Source organism: Anaeromicrobium sediminis (assembly GCF_002270055.1).
In the GTDB taxonomy this organism is placed as follows: Bacteria; Bacillota; Clostridia; order Peptostreptococcales; family Thermotaleaceae; genus Anaeromicrobium; species Anaeromicrobium sediminis.
Map to the genome: position 1 here is coordinate 21,521 of NZ_NIBG01000023.1, position 14,463 is coordinate 35,983.

12 protein-coding genes are annotated in these 14,463 nt (G+C 31.2%); 9 read left to right on the forward strand and 3 right to left on the reverse strand.

Annotated features, from left to right (window positions below; translation table 11 throughout):
* Positions 1-240 precede the first annotated feature (240 nt).
* Both CCE28_RS18085 and CCE28_RS18090 read left to right on the forward strand, forming a co-directional pair.
* Positions 241-1,506: a cysteine desulfurase-like protein gene (locus CCE28_RS18085; RefSeq protein ID WP_176461906.1), complete on the forward strand. Its 1,266-nt coding sequence runs from the start codon at positions 241-243 to the stop codon at positions 1,504-1,506.
* Positions 1,507-1,593: 87 nt separating this feature from the next.
* Positions 1,594-2,457, forward strand: a complete 864-nt coding sequence (locus CCE28_RS18090) for a PhzF family phenazine biosynthesis protein (RefSeq protein WP_095135138.1) — start codon at positions 1,594-1,596, stop codon at positions 2,455-2,457.
* Between the two features lie 99 nt (positions 2,458-2,556).
* On the opposite strand, the gene CCE28_RS18095 is transcribed toward CCE28_RS18090, so the two are convergent.
* Complete coding sequence (locus tag CCE28_RS18095; protein ID WP_095135139.1) at positions 2,557-3,108, reverse strand: helix-turn-helix domain-containing protein; 552 nt, start codon at positions 3,106-3,108, stop codon at positions 2,557-2,559.
* A 156-nt stretch (positions 3,109-3,264) separates the two neighbouring features.
* Here CCE28_RS18095 and CCE28_RS18100 point away from each other — a divergent pair, with 156 nt between their 5' ends.
* On the forward strand, positions 3,265-3,834 hold the full coding sequence (locus CCE28_RS18100) for an HD domain-containing protein (protein ID WP_095135140.1): 570 nt from the start codon (positions 3,265-3,267) through the stop codon (positions 3,832-3,834).
* Between the two features lie 37 nt (positions 3,835-3,871).
* On the opposite strand, the gene CCE28_RS18105 is transcribed toward CCE28_RS18100, so the two are convergent.
* Positions 3,872-4,558, reverse strand: a complete 687-nt coding sequence (locus CCE28_RS18105) for a hypothetical protein (RefSeq protein WP_095135141.1) — start codon at positions 4,556-4,558, stop codon at positions 3,872-3,874.
* 428 nt (positions 4,559-4,986) lie between these two features.
* On the opposite strand from CCE28_RS18105, the gene tdh reads away from it, so the two are divergent.
* The 6 genes from tdh to CCE28_RS18135 all read left to right on the forward strand — a co-directional run bounded on the left by tdh (position 4,987) and on the right by CCE28_RS18135 (position 12,064).
* Positions 4,987-6,024: an L-threonine 3-dehydrogenase gene (gene tdh, locus CCE28_RS18110; protein ID WP_242973021.1), complete on the forward strand. Its 1,038-nt coding sequence runs from the start codon at positions 4,987-4,989 to the stop codon at positions 6,022-6,024.
* 48 nt (positions 6,025-6,072) lie between these two features.
* Complete coding sequence (locus CCE28_RS18115) at positions 6,073-7,263, forward strand: glycine C-acetyltransferase (RefSeq protein ID WP_095135142.1); 1,191 nt, start codon at positions 6,073-6,075, stop codon at positions 7,261-7,263.
* A gap of 162 nt (positions 7,264-7,425) precedes the next feature.
* The gene (locus tag CCE28_RS18120) at positions 7,426-8,130 is read left to right on the forward strand and encodes a TVP38/TMEM64 family protein (protein WP_330396885.1); all 705 of its coding nucleotides are present in this window, start codon (positions 7,426-7,428) and stop codon (positions 8,128-8,130) included.
* A 108-nt stretch (positions 8,131-8,238) separates the two neighbouring features.
* Positions 8,239-9,303, forward strand: coding sequence for an AI-2E family transporter (locus tag CCE28_RS18125; RefSeq protein ID WP_095135143.1), 1,065 nt, complete (start codon positions 8,239-8,241; stop codon positions 9,301-9,303).
* Positions 9,304-9,586: 283 nt separating this feature from the next.
* Positions 9,587-10,684, forward strand: coding sequence for an NAD/NADP-dependent octopine/nopaline dehydrogenase family protein (locus tag CCE28_RS18130; protein WP_176461907.1), 1,098 nt, complete (start codon positions 9,587-9,589; stop codon positions 10,682-10,684).
* Between the two features lie 150 nt (positions 10,685-10,834).
* A complete protein-coding gene (locus tag CCE28_RS18135; protein ID WP_095135145.1) occupies positions 10,835-12,064 on the forward strand; it encodes an MFS transporter in 1,230 nt (409 codons plus the stop codon).
* Positions 12,065-12,318: 254 nt separating this feature from the next.
* Here the strand turns inward: CCE28_RS18135 and CCE28_RS18140 are convergent, their stop codons facing one another.
* On the reverse strand, positions 12,319-14,388 hold the full coding sequence (locus CCE28_RS18140; protein WP_095135146.1) for a methyl-accepting chemotaxis protein: 2,070 nt from the start codon (positions 14,386-14,388) through the stop codon (positions 12,319-12,321).
* Positions 14,389-14,463: the final 75 nt, after the last annotated feature.

Consider the following 14,463-nt stretch of genomic DNA (forward strand, 5'->3'; position numbering starts at 1 on the left):
ACTTAGATTATGACATTTAAAGACCCAAAAGAATTAATGTTATTATGTGAAAAAAGTCAATTAAAAAAGTGGATAAATATTAAAGTCTATATTTTTATCCACAACAAGGAGAAGGCGGTAGCTAAAATGATTATCTACATCCTTCTCCTTATATATGTTAACACCATTTACACTTCCGTCATTATATTCATTACTTTAGAATATACATCTAAAAAGACAAACTATTAAAGGGGGATGTGTATGGAATTTAGGTTTGATGTACATAAAATAAGAAAAGAATTTCCCAGTACTAATAAAAAAGTAAATGGTAATCCTGTAGCCATATTAGATGGGCCTGGTGGATCACAAGTTCCTAAAATGGTAGTGGAGAAAATAAATGACTATATGTTTAACCATAATGCAAATGAGCATGGGCAGTTTGAACCTTCTAAGAAAACGGAAGAATTAATAATGGAAGGAAGGGCAGTTCTGGGACAGTTTTTAGGATGTAGTAAGGATGAAATAGCCTTTGGGCCTAGCTCTACTAATAATAACTTCATGTTGGCATTGGCCATCGGTAGGGATTTAGAAGAAGGAGATGAAATCATAATTACAGATATGGATCACACTTGCAATAGATCTCCATGGCTCATGTTAGAAGAAAGGGGAGCTGTAGTTAAAAGTGTAAGGGTAGATCCTAATACTTGTCTATTAGATGAAGAAGATTTTAAGAATAAACTTTCTAACAAAACAAAAGTAGTTGCCCTAAATTATGCATCTAATGCAGTGGGAACCATAACGGATGTGAAAAAACTCATAAAGATGGCCCATGAAGTAGGAGCATTAACTGTGGTAGATGCAGTTCATTATGCTCCCCATAAACCTATAGATGTAAAAGATATAGATACGGACTTTTTACTTTGTTCTGCATATAAATTCTTTGGTCCCCATTTAGGAGTATTATATGCTAAAAAAGAAGTGATGGAGAAAATAAGGACTATTAGGGTTATGGCAGATGATATAGAAGAGCCTCCATATAAGTTTCAAACGGGAACTCCTTGTTATGAGTTGATTTGTGGAGCAGCAAAGGCTGTGAAGTTCATTAGTTGGATCGGTAAAGACTACGAAGAGTATTTTAAATCAGAATTAGAGGGATTATTAGGTAAAAGAAGGAGTATAGTGGCAGGGATGCTGGCCATAGATAAATATGAAGAGGAATTGGCTGAGTATTTAAGGTGTGAGTTAGAGAAAATAAATGGAGTGACTTTATATGGAGCACCTGCGAATCATCCTAAAACTAGTACTGTATCCTTTACCCATGATAAAATAAATTCCATGGAAATCTGTGAGGAATTAGCTGAAGAAGGTATATATGGCTGGAACGGAGATTTTTATGCTATAAAATTAGTTAATGATGTATTAGGCTTAACTGACAGGAGAGGTCTAGTGAGAATAGGTTTTGCTCCATATAATACTATGGATGATGTGAAAAGAACTGTGAAAGTATTAAAGGATATATTAGAGTAATATATAAGGGGCTGAACTTTACAGCCCTTTATTTTATGAGGTAAAATATATGCATTAACATCTAAATAAACTCTGGGGGGAGTACATATGAAACTAGAAGTAAGTATAGTAAATGCCTTTGGAAAAAGTGAAGAAGGTGGAAATGGGGCTGGGGTTGTAGTAGATGCAAATAACCTTAGTGAAGAACAAATGCAACAAATAGCAAAGGAAGTAGGATTATCAGAAACAGCCTTTGTACAAAAAAGTAGTAAGGCAGATTTTAAAGTAAGATTTTTCACACCAGCAGAAGAGGTAGATTTATGTGGTCATGCTACCATAGCCACATTCTATTTACTTAAGAAAAGGGGATTAATAAAGATAGGAAACTACACTCAAGAAACTAAAGCAGGAGTATTAAACGTACAGGTAAATGAAGATAATAGCATATTGATGGATCAAAGTATACCTGAGTTTTTTGAGGAGTTAGATAAGGAAGAAATAGCTAAATCCTTAAACATAGATGTAGAACATATTAGTGATGAACTACCAGTTCAAATAGTATCTACAGGATTAAAAGATATTATGATTCCTATAAAGACTATGGAAATATTAAATTCTATAGAGCCTAATTTTCAAATGATAACAGAAGTAAGTAAAAAATATGAAGTGGTAGGGTACCATGTTTTTTCTTTAGAAACGATGGAAAATGCCACTGCCCATTGCAGAAATTTTGCTCCCCTATATGACATACCAGAAGAATCAGCAACAGGTACATCTAATGGAGCCCTTAGTTCATATCTATATAAACATGATAAATTAGATAAAATGTATAACTTAGTATTTGAACAGGGATATGCCATGAAAAAGCCATCAGAAATTAGAGCTGCATTAGAAGTAGAAAAGGGACAAATAAGAAAGGTGAAAGTTGGAGGTTGTGCCCTAGAGGTAAAACCTATGATAGTGAGTATATAATGATAAAAGAGATAAATTATAGATATAATTTATCTCTTTTTCATATACATTATGAATTTGAACTTACCTAGACTTTACATTAAATTTACATGGAGTATATTAATGATAAGAAATTATTGTATAAGCAGTTGCTGTTGTATCTCCTTGATTGGAATAGGTATGTTTTACATCTGTACTAAACTTCAACATTTGGCCTTTTTCTATAGAGTAGTTCTTTTCGTTTATTGTCACATCTATAGTTCCTTCTACTACTAATAAAAACTCTTCAATGCCATTTGCATGGGTACTGGAGTTATGTACCGTATTAGGCTCTATTTCTACCCAAAATACTTCAAATTTTCTATTAGAATCAAAAGGTGCAAAGGGATAGGCTTTGTATTTAGAATTAACTTCGTGAAGAGGAGTTACCTGTTCCTTTGAAATTATAGTTGGCTTTGTAGTTTTCTCGTCTACTAATGAAGTGAAAGATACTTGAAGGCCGTTGCATATTTTCCACAGGGTATTAATAGTTGGATTAGATTCTCCCCGTTCTATCTGACCTAACATACTTTTACTTATTCCCGTAACCTCTGATAATTTGTCTAATGTATATCCTAGGGACTTTCTTAAGTCCTTTAAATTATTTCCTATAACATGATTTAACTTGTCCATATTTCCTCCTTAAAAAACTTGTGCCACATAATGGAATATATTATAATAAAACGTATAATAATACGTTATGTTGGAAATTATGTTAATATAACGTACTCGAATATATTATACCACGATAAACTATTATTATGAACAAATATGAGAGGGGGAGTACAAATGGAAATAATGAGAGAAAATGCATTAAGTTTATTGAAAGAACATGTAGAAGCAGATAGTCTTATGAAACATTGTCTGGCGGTTGAGGCTTCTATGAGGGGTTATGCTAAGAAATTTGGAGAAGATGTGGAGAGATGGGGAGCCTGTGGGTTGTTACATGATGTGGATTTTGAAAAGTATCCAGATACTCATCCACTACCAGGAACAGAAATACTAAAGGACAGTGGATATGATGATGAATTTGTAACGGCAGTAAAGGGCCACTCTAATAGTACAAATACTCCTAGAGAAACTACTTTGGCAAAGACTTTATATTCAGTAGATGAGTTATCGGGATTTGTAATTGCCTGTGTATTAGTAAGACCTAATAAGTTTGAGGGATTAAAGGTAAAGTCCATTAAGAAAAAGCTTAAGGACAAGGCCTTTGCTAAGGCAATAAATAGAGATCAAATAAAGGAAAGTGCAGATGAATTAGGAGTGGATCTTACAGAACATATACAAACTGTAGTAGATGCTATAGTTTTAAGAGAAACAGAATTAAATGAAATGGGAATGAGTTTAATAGGATAAAAAAGAGATAAAACTTAACGTTTTATCTCTTTTTTCATCATTTTAATTTCCAATCAAAATAAAATTTACCTCTAGCATCATTCGCTTTTATTTTTAGTTTATATATATTATGTTTTTTTACTGGAATGGACACAGTTCTAGTTTCACCAGATTTAAAAATTAATTTGGGAGAATTATTAAAATATATACCCATGTCAATGTAACCATTTATTCTAGAAGAGTAACTTATTATTAAATCTCCATCCCTTTGAAATCTCAGTTCCTTTTCCTTTGTACCTGTAAAATCCTTTAGTACACCATTATATGTATTTGATGAAGAATCTATTCTTATGGAAGAATCATCAGTAGAAGGAATTGGATTTACTCCCTTTGAGTAACCAGAGGCAATTCCCAATAATAAAACTACTAATAGTATACATATGATTCTAACGGTACCATTAGATAAATCAAACTGAAAGTTGTATGATTTTTTTTCTATGGTTTCTCCATAATTTTTATATATTCTAAATTCCCTTATGAAAATATAAGATAAAAATCCCATTTCATAGGGGATAAACAGAGATACCACTATCCATAAAATCTTATCCATTCGAACCTTTGAAGCATCATTATATATGTATGCTATTTTAAATAATATGAAGAAAGTTTTAAGTAAGAGGCTTAAAACACCCACATTGATGAAAAAATTATTAAATGTATTTAAATTTTGAAATAAAGGATTCATGAAATACCTCCTTGTGTAAAAAATATCCATTTTAATTATATATGAAAAATTACATTATGCCAATAAAGAGAACATTGTTATAATAATTTGTTTATAGATATAGATAAATTATTTCCAAATTTAATAAATTCTAGCTATATATGAGTTTTGGCAAATTAGAAAAATTTTGAATTTATACACAAGTTGTTTGACTATTTGCTTTTTTGTAGTATAATAAATTTATTAAAATTGTACGCCATGTAGAAACAAAAAGGCCTATAAAAGGTGGAAATGTACGCGAGGAAAAGACGGATGCTTTTTCTATGAGATAAAGTAAAAAAATGCTATGAAGGAAATTATTAAAAAAGGCTATAAATATAGATATTGTACAATACTAAATAAATATACTACACAAATATAAAACAAAGAAAAGAAAGAAGGGATACTTTATGTCAAAAATGATGGATGCACTAGTAAAAAAATATGCAGAGCCAGGGTTATGGTTAGAAAAAGTTCCTTTTCCAGAGGTAAAAGAAGGGGAAGTACTTGTTAAAATGCGTAAAACGGCTATATGTGGTACGGATGTACATATATATAACTGGGACAAATGGTCACAAGACACTATTCCTGTGCCAATGACAATAGGACATGAATTTGTTGGTGAAGTAGTAGAGGTTGGAGAAGGCGTAAAAGATATTAAAGTAGGAGATATAGTTTCAGGTGAAGGACATATTGTATGTGGTAAATGTAGGAACTGTCTTGCAGGTAGAAGACATTTATGTAAAGATACTGAAGGTATAGGAGTAAATAGAACTGGTATTTTTGCTGAATATGCATCTATTCCTGTTACAAATATTTGGCTTTGTGACCCAACAATACCAGAAGATGTATTAAGTATTTTTGATCCTCTTGGAAATGCCGTACATACAGCATTATCATTTGATTTATTAGGAGAAGATGTTCTTATTACAGGAGCTGGCCCTATTGGTATAATGGCTGCAGCAATAGCTAAACAGGCTGGAGCAAGATATATAGTAGTAACAGATGTAAATGATTATAGATTAGAACTTGCAAAGAAAATGGGAGCTACAAGGGTAGTAAATGTGGCAAAACAAACAATAAGAAGTGTTATGGACGAATTGGGAATGAAAGAAGGATTTGATGTAGGTCTTGAAATGTCAGGAAATGCACAAGCATTTAATGATATGATAGATGCCATGTTCCACGGTGGTAAAATTGCATTATTAGGAATACAAGGACCTGAAACTACAGTAGATTGGAATAAAATTGTATTTAATGGCCTATTCCTAAAAGGTATATATGGAAGAGAAATGTTTGAAACTTGGTACAAAATGACTGCAATGCTTCAATCTGGTTTAGATATAGCACCAGTAATAACACATAATTTCCATTATACAGAATTTGAAAAGGGCTTTGAAATAATGAAAAGCGGTCAGTCAGGAAAAGTAATACTTAATTGGAAATAGATTGAATATAAAAATATAGATGAGTTGTTAATAAGGGAGAGTGGAGAAATGTTTAAATCAGCTAAAGAAATTTATGCTAATGAATTACAAGGAATTAAAGATGCTGGATTATGGAAATCTGAAAGATTCATAACTACACCACAAAGAAGCAGAATTGATACGACGAAGGTAAACGATGTCCTAAATATGTGTGCAAACAATTATCTTGGTCTATCAGATAATCCATTAGTAAAGGAAGCAGCAAGAGCAAGTTATGATAACTGGGGATATGGATTGTCATCAGTAAGATTTATTTGTGGAACACAAGAAGTGCATAAACAATTAGAACAAAAGCTAAGTGAATTTTTAGAGACAGAAGATACAATTTTATATTCATCATGTTTTGATGCAAATGGTGGTTTATTCGAAACAATAACAACAGCAGAGGATGCAATAATAAGTGATGAACTTAACCATGCAAGTATAATCGATGGAGTAAGACTAAGTAAAGCTAAAAGATATAGATATAAAAATAATGACATGGCAGATTTAGAAGCTAAACTTATTCAAGCTGATAAAGATGGAGCACGTATTAAACTTATAGCAACAGATGGTGTATTTTCAATGGATGGAATAATAGCTGATCTAAAGGGAATATGCGACCTTGCTGATAAGTACAACGCTCTTGTAATGGTAGATGATAGTCATGCAGTTGGATTTACAGGAAAACATGGAAAAGGAACTCATGAATATAGAGATGTAATGGACAGAGTAGATATAATAACAGGAACATTAGGAAAGGCACTAGGAGGAGCAAGTGGTGGATATACAAGTGGTAGAAAAGAAATAATCGATCTACTTAGACAACGTTCTAGACCATACCTATTCTCAAATACTTTAGCACCAGCTATTGCATCTGCATCATTAAAGGTTTTAGAAATGCTTACAGAAAGCACAGAATATAGAGATAAGCTTGAAGAAAACACAAAATACTTTAGAGAAAAAATAAAGGATATAGGCCTTGATATTATAGAAAGTGAACATCCAATAGTTCCAGTAATGCTTGGCGATGCAGTACTTTCACAAAAAATGGCAGAAAAAATGCTTGAAAAGGGTGTTTATGTGATTGGATTCTATTATCCAGTAGTGCCAAAAGGAAAAGCAAGAATCAGAACACAAATTTCAGCAGCTCATTCAAAAGAAGATTTAGACTTTGCAATAAATGCATTTAAAGAAGTAAAAGAAGAGTTAGGAATATAAAAAAAAAGTTAGACAATTATATATAATTGTCTAACTTTTTTTACTTTATATATAAACATCCTCTATCACATTCTAAAACCCATAGAAAAAACTAATTTCACATAGAATCCATTCCAAATTATAATAGAAATTGAAATCATAGTTTTTTAGGGAGATGTTAAATTGGAAAATAAAAGTTCTTTTAAAATAAAAATTATAGCAGGAATACTATTATTGTATGTTCTTGTTAAACCAATTAGGGAAAACATAAATGAAGTAGTAATTTTAATGAAGAGTTTAAATGTGGATGCGGTAAAGGCATATATATTATCCTTTGGCATATGGGCACCCATAGTATCATTTTTACTCATGATATTTCAATCGGTGGCAGCACCTTTACCAGCCTTTTTAATTACATTTTCAAATGCTGCTTTATTTGGTTGGGTGAAGGGAGCACTTTTATCCTGGTTTAGTGCCATGGCAGGGGCAGTTCTTTGCTTTTATATAGCTAAATTTTTTGGAAGAGATGTGGCAGAAAAATTAACTAGCAAGTATGCCTTAGAAAGTGTAGATGTATTTTTTGATAAATACGGAAAATATGCCATATTAATAGCTAGGTTATTACCCTTTGTATCCTTTGACATAGTAAGTTATGCTGCTGGTCTTACATCTATGAGTTTTTGGTCATTTTTCTGGGCTACGGGAATTGGTCAATTGCCTGCTACCCTAGTCTATTCTTATATTGGGGATATGCTGGTGGGAGATGTGAAGATGGTAGTGTTTGGTCTATTAATGTTATTTTCAGTAAGTGTATTAATGTTCTTACTTAAAAAGATGTGGAATGATAAAAATAAATTAGCTCTATTAAATAAAGAAGATATGATCTAATAATATGGATCATATCTTCTTTGTTTATGTAAAGGAAAAAATTAGTATATAAATATATGTTTTATGGTATACTGTTTTTATTAATTTAAGAGAAAAGTTGGAGGAAATATGATAAATAAATATAGGGAGTTTATAGAAAAATATCTAATAGTAATAGGAGGATTAATAATCCTTGGTCTTCTTTATAAAAATGTAGACAATATAAAGGCCATATCAGTTAAGTTTTTCAGTATATTAACACCATTCATTATAGGATTTATAATTGCTTATTTATTAAATCCATTAATAGAGTTGGTGTCTCGTAGATTAAATATGAAAAGGGGATTATCAATATTAGGGGTATATACTTTATTTTTCATAGGATTAATATCCTTATTTACAGTTCTTATACCTACTATAGTAAAGAGTTCTATAGATATAGTGAATAATGTACCAACAGGAACGGAAGACATGTATAGGTATTTAAAAAAGATAACTACACCTGAGATAAGGGATCTAGTATTAAATGGATTAGAAGAAGTAAAGGGAAAGATTCCCCTATTTTTAACCTCTATTTTTAGTAATATAGGAGACTTATTTCAGGGATTTACAAGTTTTATTATAACTATTGGTATGAGTATAATTATTTCTATATATTCTACTATTGATAAGGATAATTTAATAAAGCTTGCTAAAGATGTAATATATACTCTATTAGGAAAAGAAAGAGCTCATAAAACTATATATGTATTAAATAATTGTAATGGAATTTTTAAAAAATTTATAGGTGGAATAAGTTTAGAAGCATCCATAGTAGGAGTTATAGCCATAGTAGGATTTTTTTTCATGAAGATAAAATATGCCACATTATTGGGAATTATAATAGGTATAACTAATATAATCCCATATGTGGGCCCATTCATAGGTGCTACACCAGCCGTATTAGTAACTTTATTTTATAGCCCCATAAAAGCTTTATCCGTAGCCATATTTATATTAATTTTACAGCAATTTGATGCAAACTTTTTAAATCCTAAGATTATGGGAAATGTTGTAGGTTTATCTCCCGTTTGGATATTATTTGCCCTAGCAGTAGGTGGAGGATATTTCGGTATATTGGGAATGATATTAGCCGTACCGATAGCTGCCATTATAAAGATATTTTTAGTACCTTTAATAAGGGAATTTGAATAAATAAGAACAAATCACAAAAACTATATAAATAGAATAATATAGGGTATAGATTCTTAAAATTATGAAGAAATCTATACCCTATTATTATGCATAAATATTATCACTAAAAATGAAGAAAAATGATGAAAAAACATATAATGTGAAGAAATCAAGAGTAATTGTACAATTTTTCCCTTTTAATTAATAAAAATAAAATAAAATGGCCGAAAACCTTTTCATAAAGGGATAAAATAATGTACAATATATAGTAGGAAAGAACTATTTTAATAAAGGAGGAATGCAATTGGCGAAATTAACAGTTATAGGAATAGGCCATGGTGGATTTGCCGTTGCTGGAGATTTGGCTTTAGCGGGCCATGAGGTTACCATGTATGTGGCAGAGAGATATAAAGAGAGAGTAAAGGATTTGTTTGATAAAAAGACAATCCACGTATCTGGAGAAGGAAGAAATGGAATAGCTCATATCCATAATGTGACTTCAGATCCTAAAATAGCTTTTATAAACGATATTATAATTCCAGTTATACCAGCTTATTCACAGGAAAAATTTGCCCACGAAACGGCACCATATCTAAGAGCAGGGCATAAAATATTTTTAACTCCAGGCTCCACTGGGGGAACTTTAGTAATAGGAAAGATACTTCATGAATTAGGAAAAAGCAAAGATATTATCTTATCAGAGTTACACACTCTTCCATATGCTTCAAGAAAAACAAGCGAAACAGGTGTTGATATAATCCTTAGATGTAAAAAACTATACTTTGCAGCTTTCCCAGCTAAATACAATGAGGAAATGTATAATATAATAAAGCAATTATATCCATGTACAGAGTTGAGAAAGGACGTATTAGAAACTTCTTTAAACAATGGAAATCCAATTTCACATCCTGTACCTATGGTTTTAAATGCAGCTAAAATAGATTTCTTTGGTGATGAGCATTACCACTATAAAGAGGGAATAAGTCCTTCAGTAGCAAGGGTAATAGAGAAACTTGATTCGGAGAGAGAGAAAGTCTGTGCAATGTTTGGATATGAAGTAATCCCAACTAAAAAGAGAATATTTGATATGGGATATGCACCAAATGAAGAAACCCTTTATGAGGCTTATCATAAAAGTCCAATATTCAGTTCTATAAAGGGACCAAAGAGCTTATCCAATAGATATTTAACGGAAGACACACCGTATTCATTAGGAGTACTAGCCAGTTTGGCTCACCAAGTGGATATTAAAACTCCTATTATGGATTCAATTATGACAATAGCTTCAGCCTTAATGGATGAAGATTATTTAGATACAGGAAGAACTACAAAAGAATTAGGTATTGATAAAATGGATATAAATGAAATAAAAGAATTTTTAGTAAAAGGATATGAGAATTAAATAAATAATATAAAGGAAGGCTAAATCCATATGGATTTAGCCTTAAATCTTTTAAAGGATATGTTCCATAATATATCATACATATTAATATTGAAATATTTAGAAAAAGTCTATAGTATTATATGTAATACGGAAAATTAGGAGGACCTTATGTGGAGACGACTCTGGGCTTATTCAGGATTACCAAGAGAAATATATATTCTTGCCATAGCTAAAACTGTGAATTCTCTAGGTAATTTTGTATATCCTTTTTTGACCATGTTTTTAACGGATTACTTAAACCTTTCTCCAGCCAAGGCAGGATTAACTATGTTTATGGTCACCGTATCCTATGTACCTGGATCATTAATAGGGGGAAAACTAACGGATAAGATAGGGCGAAAAAAGGTCTATATAATATGTCAGTCTTTAGCTGCTTTATCTTTTATACCCTGTGCATTTTTAGGAAAATCCATGTGGATACCTAGATTTTTAATGTTAGCATTGTTCTTCAATGGTGGAGCAGGACCAGCCATAAGTGCTATGACAGCAGATTTGACCAATGAGAAAAATAGAAAAAGTAGCTTTTCCCTATTATACTTAGGAAGTAATGTGGGTTTTGCCATAGGTACAGCAACGGCAGGATTTTTATATAGAAATTATAAGCCGATTATATTTTTAGGAGATGCAGCTACTACTTTAATTTCTTTAGTTCTAGTAGGTGTGATTATAAAGGATACTATGCCATCCTTAGATAAAATAAATGAAGGATATGGTGAAACTAACAAAGAAAGATCTGAAGAAGGTAATGTTATTAGTATTTTAATAAGAAGACCATTTTTATTATGCTTTAGTATTATATCCATAATTGCCTATTTTGTATATAATCAATATTCCTTTAGCACACCCATTTATGCCAACTTCATATTTGGATATAATGGACCTAAATATTTTGGTATAGTAATGTCTTTTACGGGAGTAATAGTAGTTTTACTTACTAGCCCTATTACACTTATTACAAGAAAAATTAAGCCAAGTATAAACATGTCCATAGCTTTAATCTTTTATGCCATAGGATTTGGAAGTATATATTATGCTAAGAATTTATACCTGTTTTTATTGTCAGCCTTAATATGGACTATTGGAGAAATATTAGCAGCCACAAATTCAGGAGTATATATAGCAAATCATACTCCCATATCCCATAGGGGACGAGTTAATTCCATAATTCCCCTTATACAAGGAACGGGTGAAGCTTATAGTCCTCCTATAATGGGTAGATTCATACAACAATATGGGATAGTTATGGTATGGCCTTTCACCTTTGTATTAGGTCTTGTAGGTGCTCTAGGTATGTATATATTGTATTTTGTAGAAAATAAATTGGATAAAAAATCATAATTCTTATGATTCGTTATGGAACCCTATGGGTCCCTTCGACGATTGCTAATGCAATCTGAAGACCCTCCTTTAAACAGGCAGGGGAATTCTTCACCCACACCCTCTTATTTTTTTAGTTATCTACAGTTTTGTAAATTTATGATTTCCTAGCAACTAAAAAAAGAAAAGTGAACTGGATTAACCAGTTCACTTTTCTTTTTAGGAGTAAATATTTAAAAAAATTAGTTTGGGGCGTAATAATTTTAAATATCTATCTATATTTTAAACTTTTTTGCATGGTTTTTTAACTCGTCTACAAGACTATTTAAATTAATTACATAATTTAATATGGTCTCCATGGATGCGCTTTGTTCTTCTGATGATGCGGCAACCTCTTCTGTGGAAGCTGCTGTTTCTTCTGATAAAGCAGATAAATTTGTAATCATATCTAAAAGTTTATCTTTCTTTATATTCATGTCTTCATTATAGCTTTGAACATTATCTACTGCCTCATATAGTCCTTCTATGGATGAGGAAATTTCTTGGAAGGAAGACTGAGTCATCATAACTGAAGTATCTTGCTCATCAGTTATTTCTCTAGCTTTATTAATACCTTCAAGGGCAGTTTTAGACTGAAGTTGAATCTTATTTATTATATCTTTAATAGTTTGGGTAGAAGCATTAGATTGTTCTGCAAGTTTTCGCACTTCTTCAGCAACTACAGCAAATCCTCTACCTTCTTCACCAGCCCTAGCAGCTTCTATGGCTGCATTTAATGCAAGTAAGTTAGTTTGTTCAGATATGTTAGCTATAGTATCTGTTATTACACCTATTTCCTCTGCCATCCTATCCATTTCAACTACCATATTATTAACATGAGTAACGGAAGATTGAACTTCTTGAGATTTTTCAATCAGGGTATTAATAGTATCTAAGCCCACATTATTATTTTTACTAGATTTAATGGCAAGGTCCTTTATGTCCTGGATTTTATCTGATACTAAGTTTATACTTTCAGCTAAATCGTTCACATTATTTGCTCCATCTTCAATTTCTTTAGCTTCATCATCGGCGCTCATGGCTACTTCATTGATTGCTCTAGATATTTCATTAATAGTATTTTTATTTTCTTCAGTCATTTGTACCACATTATCAAAAGTATGAGATAAGGTATCAGAAGAATCCTTAATTTGAGAAACTAGATTTTTTAAATCATCTTGCATTTGATTTATACCATTGGCTAGTATCCCTATTTCATCATTTCTATTCATTAAGTTACTACTTAATTTTATGGAGAAATCTCCCTTGGAGATGGTTTTTAATTGTTCCGAAATTTTAAGTAATGGATTAGTAAATTTATTTGCAAATAGCATGATAAATAAGGAAGAGAGAATTATAGAAACTAATACTAAAACCATAATTATATTATTTATACTATTTGCTAATGTCATTAATTCATCCTTTTGGATAATTGCTATGAATTTCCAACCTGATGAGGGAGATGTATAGAGATTTCCATAGTAAGAAACGTCTTTTTCAACAAATTCAAAGTTATCATTATCTTTACTTAAAACATTATTAAATTCTTCAATATTTAATTCTGATATGTTTTTAAAGTTCATTTCTGAATTTTTAGGATGGGCTAATATGGTCCCATTATTATCTAATAATATTATGTATCCATTTTTACCTATCTTAATATTTTTAGTTATTTCCGTTAAAGACTTTAAACTCACATCTAAACCTTGTACTCCTAAAAATTCACCATTAGTATCTGTGATAGATGTAACTGTACTTATAATAACTGCATCATCTGCTGGATAATAATATGGAGAAGTACGGACGGTTTTTCCATTGTTTTTTAAGACAGCTTCGTAAAAGGGTCTTTTTCTAGGATCATAATTATCCATTGTGCCTGATTCAGGCCATTGAATATAACCACCATATTTAGTTGCCATGTACACATAGGATGACTTAGGGTGACTTTTTGCGAATCCATTAAAGATTTCATAAATTTCTTGCTCCATTCCACCATTTTGTGAAGGAGTCATTTTTTTTATATTGGTTTTGTCCACATAGGATGTAATACTATCATCAGCTTTTTTTATTATGCTATTATTTGCTAACATGTTAGCGTTTTCTGAAACAGATTCAAAATACATGTTAATAGCATTATCTACTTGAAGGATTTCCTTAGAAGATGCTTCTAAAAACTGATTTTTTAATGTGGTTTTAAACCTTTGATTAATGTACATTCCTATAATGAGAATAGGAATTATAACTATTGGTAGTATGGAAAAAATCATTTTTTTCTTGAGACTAGAAAATGATCCTTTCTTTGACATATATCCACCCCTTTTCTTTTTATCACAAAAGTATGTATACAGACATTATATCAGCTTTGTTGATAAAATTCGATA

Coding starts and splice junctions, on each gene's coding strand:
- CCE28_RS18085 (WP_176461906.1), top strand. CDS start 241: ATGGAATTTAGGTTTGATGTACATAAAATAAGAAAAGAATTTCCCAGT.
- CCE28_RS18090 (WP_095135138.1), top strand. CDS start 1,594: ATGAAACTAGAAGTAAGTATAGTAAATGCCTTTGGAAAAAGTGAAGAA.
- CCE28_RS18095 (WP_095135139.1), bottom strand. CDS start 3,108: ATGGACAAGTTAAATCATGTTATAGGAAATAATTTAAAGGACTTAAGA.
- CCE28_RS18100 (WP_095135140.1), top strand. CDS start 3,265: ATGGAAATAATGAGAGAAAATGCATTAAGTTTATTGAAAGAACATGTA.
- CCE28_RS18105 (WP_095135141.1), bottom strand. CDS start 4,558: ATGAATCCTTTATTTCAAAATTTAAATACATTTAATAATTTTTTCATC.
- tdh (WP_242973021.1), top strand. CDS start 4,987: ATGTCAAAAATGATGGATGCACTAGTAAAAAAATATGCAGAGCCAGGG.
- CCE28_RS18115 (WP_095135142.1), top strand. CDS start 6,073: ATGTTTAAATCAGCTAAAGAAATTTATGCTAATGAATTACAAGGAATT.
- CCE28_RS18125 (WP_095135143.1), top strand. CDS start 8,239: ATGATAAATAAATATAGGGAGTTTATAGAAAAATATCTAATAGTAATA.
- CCE28_RS18135 (WP_095135145.1), top strand. CDS start 10,835: ATGTGGAGACGACTCTGGGCTTATTCAGGATTACCAAGAGAAATATAT.
- CCE28_RS18140 (WP_095135146.1), bottom strand. CDS start 14,388: ATGTCAAAGAAAGGATCATTTTCTAGTCTCAAGAAAAAAATGATTTTT.